Here is a 17,241-nt window from a genome sequence, read left to right on the forward strand (position 1 = left end):
CTCCACCCTCAATTTTGGATTTGGAAAGGAGGTGAATGAAGTAAGCATGATTTCTATCTCATCGGTGCTTCCGGCAACTATGCTGCGAGCAGGCGCGCTTAACGGCGCGACGCACGCGGTCTCGAAGGGCAAAGGCGGCCGCTGGGCCTCGCTCTTCGGAGCGTCGCTCGCAAACACAAACACAACCGCAAACACGAGCGGTGCTGCATCCTCAGGCTCGCCGGCAACGGCGACCAAGGCGGATCTGAGCGCCCAACTCGCTGCGCTTCTGCAAGGCGGAACATCGATGGCAACCATCGTCGATCAGCTCGCGCAAAGCGTCGGTTCGTCGGCAGCAAAGCTGCTCGCCGGAAAGATGTCCACGGGCGACACCGATCGACTTCGTAATTCCATCACCCAGACGATCGCGAAGGCACTCTCTCCACCCAGTAACGCGCCGCCGGGCACTCCCGCTCAAGAAGCGGCGGCCCTCGCAGCCCGATTACGAAGTGTAGTCGAGTCGATCGCGAGGGAAACGCAAGACGGATCAGGGCAGCAGAACGAAATCACGGGAAACCTCTTGGACGCCAACTCGGCGAAAGAACTCCCGGCCCAGCAACAGCAAAGCACCGGCACGTCGAGCCCGCTCGACGTATCGTCGGTGGTTCGTGCGCTGTTGGCTTCGGTGATCTCGACGCTCTCAACGCCGAACTCCGCGGCCACGACTGCTCCCACAAACGTCAAAGCGGCTTCGTCGAATGTTCCCGCGGCGAGCGCTGCAACGGCGAACGCTACAACGGCGAACGTTGCGACGCTCAACCAGCCGTTGGCCGTGAACCTGCAATCCGCACTCGACGTAACGACCGTGCCGAACAGCACGCCGTCAACGCTGACGGCAGGATTGCTCTCGCAATCGGCGGCCAATGCCGTCGCTGCCCAGTCGACCCAATCGATCACCATGGCGAACGCACCCGATCTGCTCGCACGAATGCTCGTGCGCGCCGCCGGGCTCGATTCGCAGATCAACGGGTCGAGCACCGCGTCGGCGCAGAGCAGCGCCGGTTCGCAAACCGCCGGCACCGCAACCGCATCGGCGCTCACTCCCGACATGCTCGCCGCACGCTTTGCGGCGCTCTTGGCCGAGGTGAGTCCGACCGGCGTAGCCGGGGCGGCATCTTCCGGAAACACCTCGACCGATCCCAACTCCGGTCATGCCTTCGATCAAAACCTTGCGCAGCAAGATTCATCGAACTCGAACGCGGCGAACAATCTCCTCGCGTCTTCGACGACGACGGGTTTGGCCTCGCAAGTGCAGACGGCCTTGCAATCAGCCGTAAGCGGCGGGACCGCAGTCGATGCGAACGCCGTCATGGAGCAAATGGTCAAAGGCATGGTGATGCGCACCGCCGTCCAGGGAACCTCGGAAATCCGGCTGCAGCTGCAACCGGAGAACCTGGGTCAAGTCACGATGCGGCTCACCGTATCCGGAAACCAAGTCAGTGCAAACGTCGTCGCACAAAACGCCGACGTGAGCACGGCGCTGGTTGCCAACCATCAAGAGCTCGCGCGCTCCCTCGCCGAAGCCGGGCTGACCCTGACGGGTTTCTCGGTCGACGTGTCGGGAGGTGACGCGGGCCAGGATCAAAGCAAGGATCGCACCGGCGGTTTCGGACGCCGGTACGTCGTTCACGAGTTGAGCGGCGATACGACGACCGAAGCCACGCAGTCGGGTCAAGGACCCCCGCTTTTGGGCGGTTCCGGCCTCGAACTGTTCAATTCCCTCGCATAGGAGGACCCATGGGACTAATCACCGGCGTTGGCGCCACCACAACCAGTGCCGACACCGCATCGACCAGCACGACGACTCCGGACAACGATCTGGGTCCGAACGCGTTTTTGCAATTGCTGACCACGGAACTTCAAAATCAAGATCCTGACCAGCCGCAAGACGCAACCGAATCGGTCACCCAGCTCGCGCAGATGTCCGAGTTGCAGTACCAGCAGCAACTTACGAACGATTTTGCCTCGTTTCAGAGCAATTTCGGGGTGCTGCAGGCGGCATCGCTCATCGGCAAGGCCGCGACCGTCAGTACGGGCACGAGTTCGACTTCGTCCAACTCTTCGACCGTGACGGGTATTATCTCGACGATCGACGTGCAAAACGGCACGCCGTATTTCACCATGACCAACTCGTCCGGGCAAACGCTCACCGATAGCAGCGGAGATCCGCTGTTGTTCGAGACCAGCCAAATCATCGGCATCGGGAACGCCTCGTCGGTGACCGGAACAACGAGCTCGAGTAGTTCGGGTACGTAACGACATGGATTCGAACGACGTCAGCCGCGTCCAACAGCCGGGAATCATCCCCGGTCCGATGGCGCGTCCGGTCGGTCAGCCAGTCGATATCCCGCCGACAGCGTCACCGAGCTTCCGCTCGGTGCTCGAAAACGCTGCGGCATCGCAGCAATCGTCGGCGGCAACGTCGAGCGAACCGCTTCGATTCTCGGCTCATGCCATGCAGCGTTTGCAATCGCGCAACATCAGTCTCACCTCGGAAGACGTGAGCAAGATGAACGCGATGGCCGACAAAGCCGCGGCGAAGGGCGCAAAAAACTCGCTCTTCATCGTTCGCGACGTCGCGATGGTCGTGAGCATCAAAAACCGGACCGTCATCACTGCGGTCGATTCAGACTCGATGAAGGAGAACGTCTTCACCAACATCGATTCGGCCGCGATTATTTAACCAACATCCGGAGCGGACCGCTTGCGGAGCTCCGGCCGCGACGTGGATGGACTGAAGCGCCGCGGATCTGTAAGTTGAGGTCAAGAATGGCTTTCGATTCTCTCTACACGGGGATCTCCGGCCTGGACGCATACCAGAGCTGGATCGACATGATCTCCAACAATATTGCCAATACGGCGACGACGGGCTTCAAAGCTCAACGGATGACCTTTGCCGATCAATTCTATCAGCAGGTCGGCTCGCCGTCGGGTCCCACGACCACCAGCGGCGGCGTCAATCCCATCGATAATGGGCTCGGCGTCAAGATCGGGTCGGTCGACACCGAGTTCGCACAGGGCGGCCTCGAGACGACCGGTATCAATACGGATCTCGCACTCAACGGCGACGGATTCTTCATTGAAAACAACGCCAACGCTACCGGCACGCCCACCTATACCCGCGACGGCGCCTTCTCGCTCAACTCGAATGGGCTCTTCTACGATCCCGCGACGGGCAATGCCGTGATGGGCTACATGGCGGACAGCGCCGGCGTCGTCAACAACACCGGGGTTCCCGGTGCGATCACGATTCCGATCGGCCTGCAAGAGCAAGCGCAAGCGACGGGCACCGGGGTCAAGGTCGGACCCACCAACAACGACGACGTGTTCGACGTCGCGCTCGGCGGTAATCTCGATCAGACCAACTGGTCGCAAGCCTTCCAAAACGCGGTCGGCGCATCGGCCAACCCGGGCGCGGCGGTGACCGTCTCGACGACGTTCTACGACTCGCTGGGCAACGCGCACGAAGCGATCGTTACCTACACTCCGGTCGCGCCGAGTGCGGTTGCGGCAACCGTTGCTGCAAGCGGGACGACGGCCAACACGACGGCCTTGTCGATCGCGCCGGGGACCAGCGTCGCCGACACCATCACGATCACACCGACGGGCGCGAGCACGTACTCGATCACGGATGCGGATACGGGCCAAACGCTCACCAACGTCGCGGGCGGAACGACGCAAACCGTCAACGGGGTCACGTTTACGCTCGCGACGCCGGCCACGGCCGGTGCCGAGACGTTGACGGTGACGGCGGCCGCAAACGGCCTGCCGTCGACGGTCGAAAATTCGGCCGGCACCGCCGTGCAGCCCGCCACCGAATGGCAGGTCAACGTCAGCTTCTCCGACGGTACCCAGTTCCAGACGATAACGCAGCCCGGAAACATCTCCGCCAACGGCACCGTCAACGCGGCCTCGGTCGGCGTCGCGTCCTCGGGAACGATCGGGTACGTCTACTTCGATCAGAACGGACAGTACATCAACAGTTCGTCGATCGATGCCGTAGCAGCCGGCGAAGCACTCGGCGCGAACGCGCCGGGCTACCTTCACGAGGCCGGTGCGACGGCGAGCCTCGACCAGGGCAACCAGCTCAACGTCACCCAATGGGGGCCGAGTGTCGGGAATGCGGCCCAGGCACCGACCGGCACGGCAACGCCGGGCGCAATTGCTTTGGGCTTCTATCAAGACACCAGCTTGGAGGGCACGTCGTCGGCAACGGTGGTCAGTCAAAACGGCTATTCCGCCGGCACGCTTTCCAATATCACCGTCGGTGAGGACGGCACGATCACCGGGTCGTTCACCAACGGACAGAGCAAAACGCTGGCGCAGCTCGCGATCGCGACCTTCCAAAACGAGGACGGTCTCGAACGACTGGGCAGTAACCAATTCGGAGCGACCGCGGCTTCCGGCTTGGCGCAAGTCGGGACCGCAAACTCCGGGCGGTACGGTTCGATCGTCGCCGGCGATCTCGAAGAGTCCAACGTCAATCTCGCCAACGAGTTCACCAACCTGATCATCGCGCAACGCGCGTTCCAGGCGAACTCGCGCGGCATCGAGACCGCAGACGCGAACCTGCAGACCGTCATCGCGTTGCAAGCCTCGCAGAACTAGAACACGGATATCCGCCGGAACACGGATGTGGGGCGGTTACACGGGGCGGCGAGGTCCAGCACACTCGCCGCCTCACTCGTTGGGGAAGCTCCGTTTCCTCGCATGGATGGGGACGATACGCCGGAGAATTTACGAGACCGTGATAGCTTTGACCCGACTCAACGGCCATCCATTGATGGTCAACAGCGATCTCATCGAACAGATCGAGGAGACCCCGGATACGGTGGTGACGCTGACCTCCGGAAACCGGCTAGTCGTCCGAGATAGGATGATTGAGATTCAGGAGAAAATCATCGATTTCAAGCGTCGAATCTATGGCCCTGCGTAAGCGTGCAGCCGCACGACGCGGCCGCAGGTTCCGAGCATCCGACGTGCGCTCGGCGCCGTGCTCGTCGAAGGGCCGAGCGAATACCCTTGATATTGGGGTTGGCCCGGCCGATACCCGGTAAAGGCATCGGCCTAACCTCTTGCGGAGAGCGGAACCTTGGACTTAGCAACTATTTTAGGCCTGATCCTAGGCTTTGGGGCTATTATCGTCGCCGGCTGGGTCGGTGGCACCGACCCGCACATCATCCTCGGGCGTCCCGAAGCGCTGTTTCTGATTCTCGGCGGCACGCTCGGCGCCACCCTGACGTCCTTTCCGATGCGCACCTTCTTGCGCGGCTTTTTCGGCGGCTTCCGAACCGCGTTCACACAGGTCGATTATCACGAACGCGACGTGATTTCAACGCTCGTGTCGTTCGCCGAGAAAGCTCGGCGCGAAGGACTGCTCGCGCTGGAAAACGAGGCTGCGGCGCTCGACGACGACTTCATGCGCAAGGGCATTCAGCTCGTGATCGACGGTCGCGATACCGAGATCATCCGCAAGGTGTTGGAAACCGAAGTCAGCAGCGCCCAAGAGAGCGGCGCCAAGGCCGAGCAGGTGTTCATGAATCTGGGCGGCTATTCGCCCACGCTGGGGATCATCGGTACCGTGCTCGGTTTGATCGGCATGCTCAAAGGTCTTTCCGAGATGAGCAATAGCACCAACGTTGCGGGCACGATCGGCGTCGCGACCGCGGAGGCGTTCGTCGCGACGTTCTTCGGCATCATGTTCGCGAATCTGCTGTGGCTGCCGATCGCCACCAAAATCAAGGAACGCAACGGTCAATTGCTGCTGATGCGCGAGATCATGATCGAAGGAATACTTGCAATCCAGGCCGGCGACAATCCGCGTTTGCTGGAAGAGAAGCTGCTGGCCTTCATCGATCCCAAGGACCGCGAGAGCGAGGTCGAAGAAGGGGGAGCGATTGCGGGCGAGGCCGGATACTCGGCTTCGTCGGCGTAACCGCGATGCGGCTGACGTAAACGATGGCACAACCGATCAAGAGTGCAGCCCGGGCAGCCGAATCGAGTCGGCCGCGCAAGAGATCCGAGGAAAAACTCGAGACCGCCGGCATGATGCGCTGGCTGCTGACCTACGCCGACATGATCACTCTCATGCTGGCGTTGTTCATCATCCTCTTCGCCATGTCCACGATCAGCCGCGTCAAGGTCCAGCAGTTCGCAAAATCCGTTTCCGCCGGATTCAACAATACCTGGTCGGTCAATCAGCCGCCGAACGGCGGCGCCAACGGCTCGCAGTCGTTCGAGGCGAGCTCCAGCATCCCGGCAATCGAGAAAGAGCTCGAGAAATACGTCAAGGAGAGTCATCTCGAGCAACAGGTCCAGATCCACGCGACGTCACGCGGGCTGGTGGTTTCGCTGCTTTCCGACAAATCGTACTACGATAGCGGCAGCGCCGAGATGCGGCCGCAGACATTGGCCGTGCTCGACGAGCTCGCGCCGCTGCTCAAACGCAACAACGACCAAATAGCGGTCGAGGGGTATACCGACAACGTGCCGATCGCGACGTCGCAATATCCGACGAACTGGGAGCTCTCCGCCGCGCGCGCCGTCGGCGTCGCCCGATATCTGGTCGAGCACGAGGGTATCTCGCCCAGCCGCGTCCGCGCCACCGGTTATGGTGAATATCGTCCGCGCAATGCGAACGCAACGGACGCACAGCGGCAGATCAACCGCCGCGTCGACATCGTGATCTTGAACGGCGGCTCATCTTTAGATACCGGGAAAGGTTAGTAAAAGCGCACGCATGTCAAGTCTTTCACAAGAAGAGATTGATGCCCTCATCAATCAACTCTCCGGCGAAGGAGCGGTCCCGGCAAAGGAAGCGATCGACGGCCGCCGTGTCAAGTCGTTCGATTTTCGTTTCAATAAGCGGCTCGATAAGTTCACGAACAATCAGTTGCAAACTCTGCGCACACTGCACGAGAACTTTACCCGGCTGCTCAACAACTCGCTCTCGGTCTACTTGCGAACTCGCGTTGAAGCGACGATCGTTTCGATCGAACAGATAAGTTACGGAGACTTCATCGCTTCGATCGGGATTCCGTCGATCTTAGGCATCTTTTCGATGGATCCGCTGCCTGGAAGCGGCATCGTCCAGGTGGACCTGAATCTGGTCTTTTCGATCATCGACCGTTTGCTGGGCGGGCCCGGCTGGTTCCCGAACAAGCTTCGCGATCTCACCGATATCGAGCGCACGCTGATGCAGCGCTTTATGGCGCGGATGCTCAACAGCTACCGCGAATCGTGGAACTACCTCTTGACGCTTTCGCTGAAGATCGAGGCGCTCGATTCGAATCCGCAGTTCATCCCGCGGATCATTCCCCTCGATCAGATCGTCGCCTACATTTCGATGGAGCTCAAGATCGGCGACATGGCCGGAGTGATGAATTTCTGCCTACCCTACCTCGTTCTCCAGTCGATCGGACAACAGCTCACCGAGTTCCAATGGTCACCGACGGTCGTGGCCGGGCGAGGCATGACGGAGGAAGACATTGCGCAGCTGACTCGAAACGTCGAACGTGCACCGGTCGAGATCGAGGTCGAACTCGGCAAAACGACGGTTTCATTGCGCGATTTGGTCGCGTTGCAGGAAGGGGACATCGTCGTCTTCGATAAGTTGACCAACGAGCCGCTCTCCGCGATGGTCAACGAACGGGAAAAGTTCCGCGTCTTTCCCGGCATCAATAAGGACCAGTTGACGGTGCAGGTCTCTCACGTTCTTTCGAGCGAGGACGAATAGCGTATGCCCGATACACAGCAGCTCGCCGATGCAATGCTGGCAGCCGCCGGCGCCGTGCTCGGCCGGCTGGTGGAGCAGACCGCGAGTGCCGGCGCCGCGACGCGAAACGATCACGACGGATCGATCCGCACCGACGGCGACGAGCTGGTTTCGCTGGCGACGATTCCGTCGCTGGGGGCGCAGCTCGTCGTGCGCTTCCCAACCGCGGACATGCAGCAGATCGTCGGGGTCATGCTCGGCGGGGGCGACGACGTAACCGAGATGGGCCCGATGCAGATGTCGATTGCCTCGGAAACGGTTTCTCAGATCGCAAGCGCGATGGTCGAGGAACTCGCCAAAGCGATCGGCACGTCGAGCGACGGCGCGCACGCCTCTCTGTGTAACGACGCGACGCTCCTTCCGCCGCCTCCTTTCATTTCCTATAGCGGAGCGATCGACGTCGGATCGGACCTGAGCTCGCGAATCAGCATCGACTTCGCCGCCATCACCCTCTCGAAGCTGGGGCTCAATGCGACGACCGGAGCCGAGAACACCGCCAAAGCCCCGCCGGCGGAAGCGGCCGCCACCGCGGCGCCCAAGCGTGCAGCCGCGGCGCCGGCGAACGCCCAAAACGTCGCATACACGACGATGCAGCCGACGGCGCCGCGCCCGGCGCAGCCGGGTCAAGCCAACCTCGATCTCGTGCACGACGTACCGCTCCAGATCAGCGCTGTGCTCGGGAAGACGGTGATGCCGCTGCGCGAAGTGGTTTCACTGCAATCCGGCAGTGTCTTCGAGCTGGACAAACTCGCTGCCGAACCGATCGATCTTTATGTCAACAACATCCTCATCGCGCGCGGCGAAGTCGTGGTCGTCGACGACAAGTACGCCGTGAAGATCAGCGAACTCAATCCGCAGACGAGTTCCTGACGGCGCCATAATGTCCGCGAGCTTTTGGCTCAACTACGTCTTTGCACTCCTGGTCGTCGCGCTGCTGCTCGGCGGCCTTTATGCTGTTGTACGCGGTCTCTCGCGCGGACGGATCCTAACATCGGCGAACCGGCGGCTGGTAACGGTGCTCGAGTCGACGCCACTCTCGCAACACTCCGCGCTGCACGTGATCAAAGTCGGCGATCGGTACTTCCTGGTCGGCGGAGGCCAAGGCCACGTCAACTCGCTGGTCGAGCTGCCGGCCGAAGAAGTCGAGGCCTGGCTGCAGACGCAGCGCGCGCTCTTCGGCGCGACGCAGAAATCGCTCGCCGACCTGGTGAAATCGCTGCGTGGAAAACCCTAGGGCCCGTAACCCGCGCCTTCGTGCGCTATTGGATTGTTTGAGGCGGCATGCTCCGTTTCTGGGCCTCTCGGCGGCCGTGATCGGCCTGCTCTGGGTGCTCCCGGCGCTTGCGATCGCGCAGACGGCGCCCACCGCTCCAACCGTGCCGGTACCCAACATCAACATCGGATTGGGTCAGACGAACAATCCGCAGCAGGTCGTCGGCGCGCTGCAGGTACTGTTGCTCCTCACGGTGCTTACGCTCGCGCCGACGTTGCTGGTGATGACGACCTCGTTCACCCGGATCATCGTCGTGCTCTCGTTCGTGCGCACCGCCATGGGCACGCAGCAGACGCCCCCCAACCAGGTGCTCGTCGGACTTGCCTTGTTGTTGACGTTCTTCGTGATGAACCCGGTCATCCGGCAAATCAACACCAACGCGGTCCAGCCATATCTACAGAAGAAGATCAGTCAATCGGTTGCCTTGGACCGCGCGGCGCAGCCGCTGCGCACCTTCATGTTCAAGCAGACGCGTGTGAAGGACATCCAGCTCTTCTACTCGATCTCGAAGGAGCCGCGCCCCGCCTCTCAACGCGACGTTCCGACCTATTTGCTCGTGCCCGCTTTCGTACTCTCCGAACTGAAGACGGCCTTCGAGATCGGCTTCGCGATCTATATTCCATTCATCATCATCGACATGGTCACCGCGAGTATCCTCCTGTCGATGGGCATGATGATGATTCCGCCGGTGATCATCTCGCTGCCGTTCAAAGTCCTCATTTTCATCCTCGTCGACGGCTGGGATCTGGTCGTCAGCGCGCTCTTCCAGAGTTTCCACACGTGACGTTCGGCGACGTGGTTTCGATCGGTCAACAAGCAATATTTGTCGCGCTCATCGCAGCGGCTCCCGTTTTACTGTTGAGCATGATCGTCGGCCTGACCATCTCGCTCTTTCAAGCGGTGACGCAAATCCAAGAGCCGACGTTGGCGTTCATTCCGAAGATCGTCGTCTCTGCGCTCGCCCTGCTCTTTTTCGCCCCCTTCATTCTTGCGATGCTGACCGATTTCACCGCGCGCATTTTCTCGAGCCTGCCCGCCTTTGTGAAGTAATGCATCTCTTCGGGCTGACGACCGAGCAGTTCGAGGTCTTTCTGCTGATCTTCCTGAGGGTCAGCTCGATGCTTTTTCTCTTTCCGGTCATCTCGTCGGCGCAATTCCCATCGCAGTTGCGGCTGGGTTTGGGGGCGTTGATCTCGTTCATCATCTATCGCACGGTTCCGCATCCGCATCTGGCCGGCGGCGCCTTCGAATTGCTGGTGGGAGCGAGTGCGCAGGTCTTGCTGGGCGTCATCGTCGGCTTTATCGCATCACTGGTATTTACGGGAATTCAATTTGCCGGCGAATTGATCGATTTGCAGATCGGGTTTGCCATCGCCAACGTCATCAATCCGACGACGCAGCAGAACATCACGATCATCGGCGAGTTCCAGCTTGCGCTCGCAACCCTGATCTTTCTGGCCACCGACTCGCACTATTTCCTGATTCAGGGAATCGCGGGCTCATTTAATCTGGTCCCGTTACCCTACATCAACCTCGACCCCGCCGTCGCCGGAAATCTCACGCTGTTCTTTTCGCAGGCGTTTCTGATCGTCTTCCGCATCTCGGCGCCGGTGGTCGTCGCGCTCTTTCTCACCAACGTGATGTTGGCGTTCATGGCGCGTGTCGCGCCGCAGATGAACGTGTTCGTCATCGGCCTGCCGATCCAAGTCGCCGTCGGGCTGACGATGATGGCGATCTCGATCCCGTTATTGGCAGTGGTAGGACCGGAAATATTTCAAGACGTCGCCGGCCAAATGGACGCCGCCATGAGAGGCCTGCGTCCTCCATGACGGCCATCCTCCAATCGTGGACCGAGTTGTAGCGCGGCTTCCGGCGGGCGCTACGTGCTGCGGAGGGGACTCTGACGCGAGCGCCATTGACAGGAGGTCAAAATTCTTCCGTTACAGGTGGCGCGAGCGCAGCGTAGCAGGAGCGCGACACGACGTCGCGCGACGAGCGACCCGACGCGGCATGTAGCGCCCGACCGGAAAGCGGCGCTAAAAATATCTAAACTGGCCGATATTATTCGCGGTTTGTTCGGTGAAGTAGACTTCGTTGTCGGGGCCGATCGTGAGCCAGAACGGGCCGGCGTTCGGGGTCTTCGTCGGGTAGCTCGTGACCGTTCCGCTCGAGGCGAGATACTGCACGATGGCGCTGCTGGTCTGGTCGGCGATGTAGAAGTTGCCGTCGGGCGCGGAAACCAGTCCGTACGGCGAGGTCACGCCGGTCAGCGTCGTTTCGGCGGTAACCTGACCCGTGGTGAGCATGCGGCCCAGCTTGTCCGCCTTGGTCTCGGTGAACCAAAGCGCGCCGTCCTGACCGGTGACAATCACGCCCAGGCCGGCATTGGGTGTGTTGATCGGGAAGCTCTGGATTTGGCTCGCGCTGGTTGCGGTACTGGGGATCTCGCCGATTTCATTCGCGTTCGTCTCGACGAACCACAGCGCGCCGTTGGGCCCGGCCGTGATCGATTCCGGCCCGGCGTTGCTGATCGGAAGCGCAAAAAAAGTAGCGACGCAGCCGGTCGTCACCATCCAGAGGCCATTGGTTCCGGGATCGGTGACCCACAGATTCCCTTGGTTATCGGCGGCGATGCCGAACGGAGTCGGCGTCAGGCCGCCCTCGGTGGGAAGCGGGCATTCGACGAAGCTGGTGCCGCTCTGGGAGACCTTCCCGATCTGCGCGCCCGCGAACTCGGTGAACCAGAGATTCCCATCTTGCCCCAGCGTGATGTTGAGCGGCTTGGCGTTGGCCGTGGGGACCGGGTACTCGGAGATCGTTGCGGCCTCGCTCAGCGCCCCGATCTGGTCGGCCGCCTCCTCCGTGAACCAGAGGGCGGTCGAGGTCCGGGTGATGCCGGCCGGCTTCGCGTTCGCGGTGGGAATCGGATATTCGGCACTCACGGTGGGGGAGTACGTCGGGCTCGGGGATGCCGTGCCGCTTGTAACCGGAGTCGTCTTTCCGCAGCCGCCAAGCATGAGCGCGGCGGCCACCGCGCCGGCCAAGACCAGCGTATATTTCAAGTTGCTCTCCTACGGGTCGTTTCGGGTCAGCCTCCCTTATTGGCAGGCCGCGGCCCCCTTCCCGCTTACCTCCACGCAACCTGTGACCCATCACCCGCCTCAAGCCGTCTCAGAATGAGGGACGTGCCGCCGAAAACCTTTATGAGCATGCTCGCGAACGATTTCGATGGCTAAACCGGAACAAACCGAGAAGGCCACACCGAAACGACGCCAAGAAGCACGCCAACGCGGTCAAGTCCCGCGTAGTGTGGACTTAGCCGGGGCAGTGATCTTCCTGTCGGTCGTTTTGACGTTACACGCTCTCTTTATGCCGATGCTGGGTGGTCTTCAGGACTCCTCCGTAGCTTACTTTTCGCGCATCGCCGACCACGCCGATCCGACCTACCAGTCGACGATCCTCTTGTTCATGCAAGCCTCCAACGGCATCGGATGGGTCGTGCTCATCACGTTCGCGATCGCCATCGTCGCCGGTATCGGCGCGAACCTGCTGCAGTTCGGATTCGTGGCCACCTCGACGCCCTTCAAGTGGAATTTTTCGAAGCTCAATCCGATCAACGGCTTCCAGAACATCTTCTCGAAACGGATCGGCGTGAATCTGGCCAAGCAGCTGCTCAAACTCTCTGCGGTCGCCATCATTCTCTACACGACGATTTCGAGCAATATCGGATTGTTCGCGCAGGTTGGACAGACCGATCCGGCCGGCGTGATCGGCCTGACCTTCGGAGTGATCTTCAACATCGCGTGGAAGTTCGGCTTGTTCCTGGTCGTCGTCGGAGTGCTCGACTACGCGTACGAGCGTTGGCAGCTCGAAGAAAACCTGAAGATGACCAAACAAGAGGTCAAGGACGAGTACCGTCAGTCCGAGGGAAATCCCGAAGCCAAAGCGGCGTTGAAGAAGCGCCAGCGCGAGTTCGCTCGGCGTCGCATGATGCACGCGGTGCCGCGCGCGACCGTCGTCGTTACCAACCCGACCCATTACGCGGTGGCGCTCGAGTGGGACGAAATAGAAATGGACGCGCCGGTCGTGATCGCTAAAGGCGCCGATCTGCTCGCCAAACGGATCCGCGACATCGCCACCGAGCACGACATTCCGATTATGGAGAACCCGCCGCTTGCGCGCACGCTCTACGAACGCGTCGAACTCAATCACCCGATTCCGCCCAACCTGTACGCGGCCGTGGCCCAAGTGATCGCGTTCGTCTACAAGCTCAAGCGAAAGATAATCGCATAGTGTCCGCGCGAGCGCCGGCCGCCGCGAGCGGCGGGAGCCTTCTCCAACGGCTCACGAGCTTCACACCGATCCTGATCGCAGGCGCATCGGTGATGCTCGTCGTGCTGATGATCGTTCCGATCCCGCCGTTCTTGCTGGACGTCTTGCTTTCGATCAACATCACGCTGGCGCTGGTGATCATCGCGACGGTCCTTTATACGGAGAACGCCCTCGCGTTCTCGGCGTTCCCGACCTTGCTGCTGATCGTAACGCTCTTCCGGCTCTCGCTCAACATCACGGCAACGCGAGCGATTCTGCTGCACGGATACGCGGGCGAGGTGATCAACTTCTTCGGTCAGATCGTCGTCGGGGGAAATTACGCCGTCGGCTTCGTGATCTTCCTCATTTTGATCATCATCCAGTTTGTCGTCATCACCAACGGCGCGGGCCGTGTCGCCGAAGTCGCGGCGCGCTTCACGTTGGACGCGATGCCCGGTAAACAGCTGGCGATCGACGCCGATCTCAACGCCGGCTTGGTTACCGAGGCCGAGGCGCGGCAACGCCGTAAGGATATTCAGCGCGCCGCCGACTTCTACGGCGCGATGGACGGTGCGAGCAAGTTCGTGCGTGGTGACGCGATCGCAGCCGTCATCATCGTTGCGATCAATACGATCGGCGGCTTCATCGTCGGCGTCGCCCAGCAGCATCTCACGATCCTAGAATCGCTTCAGAAGTTCACGCTGCTCACGGTTGGCGAAGGTATCGTCACGCAAGTTCCGGCGCTGCTGATTTCGACAGCAACCGGCATCATCGTTACCCGCGCCGCCGCCGAATCGGACTTCGGCAGCGACATCACCAAACAGTTGACCGCCCAGCCTCGCGCACTGCTCATCGCCGCGATCATCACCGCTCTCTTTGGCCTGGCGGGCCTGGATCGCTGGCTGTTGCTCAGCATCTCCGCGCTGCTCTTCATCATCTACTTTGCGCGCCGCGAAGGCGCGGCGGAAGCGACCGCGGAGCGAAAAGTCGCCGCCAAGGGCGGCGCGCCGGGCGCACAGCCCGCCACCAAAGCCGCGGAGAGCGTCGTACCCCTGCTCTCCTACGATCCGATGGAGTTGGAGATCGGCTTCGGGCTGATTCCGTTGGTCGACGTCAATCAGGGCGGCGATCTTTTGGAGCGCATCACGCTGATTCGCCGTCACGCCGCGCGCGATCTGGGCATCGCCGTTCCGCCCATCCGCGTGCGCGACAACCTGCAACTTCGTCCGAACAGCTACTTGGTCAAGATCTACGGGCTGGAAGTCGCGCAAGCCGAAGTGATGGTGAGCCGCCTGCTCGCGATGAACCCCGGCACCGCGACCGCACCGATCGACGGCATTCCGACGACCGAGCCGGCGTTCGGTCTGCCCGCGCTGTGGATCGCCGAGAGCGCGCGCAGCGAAGCCGAGATGGCGGGCTACACGGTGATCGATCCGACCAGCGTGATCGCGACCCACCTCACCGAGCTGATCAAATCGCATTCTCCCGATCTGCTCGGCCGTCAAGAGACGTCCGCTCTTCTCGACAACGTCAAGTCGCATTATCCGGTGGTGGTCGAAGAACTGGTCCCGGGTCTGCTGACCGTCGGTGAAGTGCAGCGAGTCTTGCAAAACCTCTTGCGCGAGCGCATTCCGGTTCGCAATCTCGTGATGATTCTCGAAACGCTCGCCGATGCGGCGCGCGTCAGCAAGGACGTCGACTTTCTCACCGAAAAAGTTCGCGCCGCACTCGCACGTCACATCTCGGCCGAGTACGCCGAAGACGGGTTGCTCTCGGTCATTACGGTCGACCCGCGGCTCGAGTCACTGCTCTCGGAAGCGGTGCGTCGCGGCGAGGATGCCTTTGCGCTGCTCGACCCGAATACGGTCTCACGGATCTACACGTCGTTGACGCGACAGATCGCGGTGGCACAGAACGCCGGCTTACAGCCGATCGTGCTATGTTCACCCTCCGTGCGTTTGGCCCTCAAGCGGCTTACCGAACGCGCGGCACCACAATTGGTCGTCCTCTCGTATTCGGAGATTGCACCGGGTCTGCGGGTCGAATCGATCGGTCAAATCACCGCGACCGAAGAGACCGCGGAAGCGAAGAGCTAAATGTTCAAATCGATTTTTGGAGGGCGCGGGGGTGCGGTGTCCCCGACGAAGCTTCCTCAACTCCACTCGTTCGTCGACGTCGTGGTCGGCGGCCGTCCCGCGCGATCGGTCACGGTGGAATCGGTGGGCGCCAAGGGCATCGTCACCCGCGACGCGCTCGGGAAGGTCGGCGAAGTTGCGGTTCTGATCTATAATGCCGCTGCCGGCCGCTACCGGATGGAAACAAAGATCGCCGCGGTCACCGCGACGAGCACCCAGTTCGATCCGCCCCGCAGGCTCAACTTGATCGGCGCCGCGACCGGCGCCCAGAAGCGCCAAAACGTCCGTCTCGACGCGATCGTCACCGGCGAATGGCGTTTCGCGCCCGGAGGCGTCGGAAACGGGGAATTCGCCCGGGCGACGATCCGGGACATCAGCCGCGGCGGCTGTTCGCTCATCCTCGACCGGGAGATCCGGCTCCATACGACGGTCGAGGTCAAGTTGCGGCTGAAGGTCGATGCGCCCTTGACCCTGCTCGGCGAAGTCATGCGCCACGAAAAGATCGAGAAGTCGGGCAAATTCTCCCATGGGCTGCGCTTCCAGGGGCTGCGGCCGGACGAAGACCAGGCCATCATCGACTTCATCAACCGGCGCCAGGCCGAACTACGCAGCCGGGGATTGGCCTGACCTATCTATAAAGTACCCCTATCCTTTGGCCGATCCAGTTCAGAGGATCGAGTCACGTTTTTGCACCTCGTCTTGGGAGCATTGGATGAGCAAGAGAGTCCTCATCGTCGACGATGCCGTCGTCATGCGGATGATGATCAAGGGGATCCTTTCCAAGAACGGCTTTGAAGTCGTTGGGGAAGCCCAAAACGGCGTCGAGGCGGTCGAGAAGTACAAGCAGCTTCAGCCCGACCTCGTGACGATGGACATGGTCATGCCCGAGATGGATGGGATCACCGCAGTCAAGCAGATCGTCGCCAACGATCCGAACGCAAAGATCATCATGTGTACCTCGATGGGCCAGCAGGCGCTGGTGGTCGAGGCCATTCAGGCCGGCGCGAAGTCGTTCATCACCAAGCCTTTCCAGCCGCCGAAGATCCTCGAAACGATTCAAAAGGTACTATCATGAGCGGCGGCGGCATGCAACTCAACGATCTCCAAAAGGACGCGCTCAAAGAGGTCGGCAACATCGGAGCCGGGCATGCGGCGACCGCGCTATCGCAACTGCTCAATACCAAGATCAATCTTTCCGAGCCCCGCATCGACGTCATCAAGTTCCGAGATCTGGCCTCACGCGTCGGACACGAGAACCGTACCGTCGCGGCGCTGCACATGTACGTGCGCGGCGAAGCCCCCGGACAAATGGTCGTACTCTTCGATCGCGAACAAGCGCTCGACTTCGTCAGCCAGTTCCTGCATCGCGTGATCGGCGACATTCAGATCTTCGACTCGATCGCGGACTCGACGCTCAAGGAGCTGGGCAACATCATCGCCGGTTCGTACCTCACCGCGATCATCCAGCTCACCGGATCGAACTTGCTGCCCTCCGTCCCGACGCTCTCGTACGGCACGGTGCAGGCGGCGTTTCGCACGCTGATGTCGATCCTGCCCGATCAGGACGTCTTCCTCATCGAGTCTTCGTTCTTGGACAAAGAAAAAGAAGTCGCGGGCCAATTTATTTTGATTCCCGAGACGGGCTCGCTCGGGCCCCTGCTCTCCGTCTTCGGAGTGGAATAAGCCTTGCGCGGCTCTGGACGCCGCGA

General features: G+C 61.1%; 19 protein-coding genes. 18 read left to right on the plus strand and 1 reads right to left on the minus strand.

The genetic code is table 11. The features are described from left to right. Positions 1-46: 46 nt before the first annotated feature. From VMF11_14325 to fliR, 13 genes are all read left to right on the plus strand, one after another. On the plus strand, positions 47-1,768 hold the full coding sequence (locus VMF11_14325; protein HTU71476.1) for a flagellar hook-length control protein FliK: 1,722 nt from the start codon (positions 47-49) through the stop codon (positions 1,766-1,768). 8 nt (positions 1,769-1,776) lie between these two features. Further along, positions 1,777-2,295, plus strand: a complete 519-nt coding sequence (locus VMF11_14330) for a flagellar hook capping FlgD N-terminal domain-containing protein (protein HTU71477.1) — start codon at positions 1,777-1,779, stop codon at positions 2,293-2,295. Between the two features lie 4 nt (positions 2,296-2,299). Further along, a complete protein-coding gene (locus VMF11_14335) occupies positions 2,300-2,722 on the plus strand; it encodes a TIGR02530 family flagellar biosynthesis protein (GenBank protein ID HTU71478.1) in 423 nt (140 codons plus the stop codon). 86 nt (positions 2,723-2,808) lie between these two features. Then, complete coding sequence (locus VMF11_14340; protein ID HTU71479.1) at positions 2,809-4,647, plus strand: flagellar hook-basal body complex protein; 1,839 nt, start codon at positions 2,809-2,811, stop codon at positions 4,645-4,647. Positions 4,648-4,786: 139 nt separating this feature from the next. Further along, a complete protein-coding gene (locus VMF11_14345; GenBank protein ID HTU71480.1) occupies positions 4,787-4,975 on the plus strand; it encodes a flagellar FlbD family protein in 189 nt (62 codons plus the stop codon). 156 nt (positions 4,976-5,131) lie between these two features. Further along, a complete protein-coding gene (locus VMF11_14350; GenBank protein ID HTU71481.1) occupies positions 5,132-5,974 on the plus strand; it encodes a motility protein A in 843 nt (280 codons plus the stop codon). Between the two features lie 23 nt (positions 5,975-5,997). Next, on the plus strand, positions 5,998-6,765 hold the full coding sequence (locus VMF11_14355) for a flagellar motor protein MotB (GenBank protein ID HTU71482.1): 768 nt from the start codon (positions 5,998-6,000) through the stop codon (positions 6,763-6,765). A 13-nt stretch (positions 6,766-6,778) separates the two neighbouring features. After that, positions 6,779-7,774 carry a flagellar motor switch protein FliM gene (fliM, locus tag VMF11_14360; protein HTU71483.1) on the plus strand — a complete coding sequence of 332 codons (996 nt, stop codon included), beginning with the start codon at positions 6,779-6,781 and terminating at the stop codon, positions 7,772-7,774. A gap of 3 nt (positions 7,775-7,777) precedes the next feature. Beyond that, on the plus strand, positions 7,778-8,683 hold the full coding sequence (fliN, locus tag VMF11_14365) for a flagellar motor switch protein FliN (GenBank protein ID HTU71484.1): 906 nt from the start codon (positions 7,778-7,780) through the stop codon (positions 8,681-8,683). 10 nt (positions 8,684-8,693) lie between these two features. After that, positions 8,694-9,047 carry a flagellar biosynthetic protein FliO gene (locus VMF11_14370; GenBank protein ID HTU71485.1) on the plus strand — a complete coding sequence of 118 codons (354 nt, stop codon included), beginning with the start codon at positions 8,694-8,696 and terminating at the stop codon, positions 9,045-9,047. A 37-nt stretch (positions 9,048-9,084) separates the two neighbouring features. Continuing rightward, positions 9,085-9,870 (plus strand): flagellar type III secretion system pore protein FliP, encoded by a 786-nt coding sequence (gene fliP / locus VMF11_14375; GenBank protein HTU71486.1) that lies wholly within the window; start codon positions 9,085-9,087, stop codon positions 9,868-9,870. Continuing rightward, positions 9,867-10,136 (plus strand): flagellar biosynthesis protein FliQ, encoded by a 270-nt coding sequence (gene fliQ, locus VMF11_14380; GenBank protein ID HTU71487.1) that lies wholly within the window; start codon positions 9,867-9,869, stop codon positions 10,134-10,136. The genes fliP and fliQ overlap by 4 nt, the downstream gene beginning before the upstream one ends. Continuing rightward, positions 10,136-10,915 (plus strand): flagellar biosynthetic protein FliR, encoded by a 780-nt coding sequence (gene fliR, locus VMF11_14385; protein ID HTU71488.1) that lies wholly within the window; start codon positions 10,136-10,138, stop codon positions 10,913-10,915. Before fliQ ends, fliR begins: the two co-directional genes overlap by 1 nt. A 207-nt stretch (positions 10,916-11,122) precedes the next feature. Here the strand turns inward: fliR and VMF11_14390 are convergent, their stop codons facing one another. Further along, positions 11,123-12,148, minus strand: a complete 1,026-nt coding sequence (locus tag VMF11_14390; protein HTU71489.1) for a hypothetical protein — start codon at positions 12,146-12,148, stop codon at positions 11,123-11,125. A gap of 166 nt (positions 12,149-12,314) precedes the next feature. Here VMF11_14390 and flhB point away from each other — a divergent pair, with 166 nt between their 5' ends. The 5 genes from flhB to VMF11_14415 all read left to right on the plus strand — a co-directional run bounded on the left by flhB (position 12,315) and on the right by VMF11_14415 (position 17,215). Beyond that, positions 12,315-13,379 (plus strand): flagellar biosynthesis protein FlhB, encoded by a 1,065-nt coding sequence (gene flhB, locus VMF11_14395; protein HTU71490.1) that lies wholly within the window; start codon positions 12,315-12,317, stop codon positions 13,377-13,379. After that, positions 13,379-15,493, plus strand: a complete 2,115-nt coding sequence (flhA, locus tag VMF11_14400) for a flagellar biosynthesis protein FlhA (protein HTU71491.1) — start codon at positions 13,379-13,381, stop codon at positions 15,491-15,493. Before flhB ends, flhA begins: the two co-directional genes overlap by 1 nt. Before the next feature lie 114 nt (positions 15,494-15,607). Continuing rightward, a complete protein-coding gene (locus tag VMF11_14405) occupies positions 15,608-16,159 on the plus strand; it encodes a PilZ domain-containing protein (protein ID HTU71492.1) in 552 nt (183 codons plus the stop codon). Between the two features lie 85 nt (positions 16,160-16,244). Beyond that, positions 16,245-16,607, plus strand: coding sequence for a response regulator (locus tag VMF11_14410; GenBank protein ID HTU71493.1), 363 nt, complete (start codon positions 16,245-16,247; stop codon positions 16,605-16,607). Beyond that, positions 16,604-17,215, plus strand: coding sequence for a chemotaxis protein CheC (locus VMF11_14415; GenBank protein ID HTU71494.1), 612 nt, complete (start codon positions 16,604-16,606; stop codon positions 17,213-17,215). Before VMF11_14410 ends, VMF11_14415 begins: the two co-directional genes overlap by 4 nt. Positions 17,216-17,241 lie beyond the last annotated feature (26 nt).

This window comes from Candidatus Baltobacteraceae bacterium (assembly GCA_035502855.1).
In the GTDB taxonomy this organism is placed as follows: Bacteria; Vulcanimicrobiota; Vulcanimicrobiia; order Vulcanimicrobiales; family Vulcanimicrobiaceae; genus Aquilonibacter.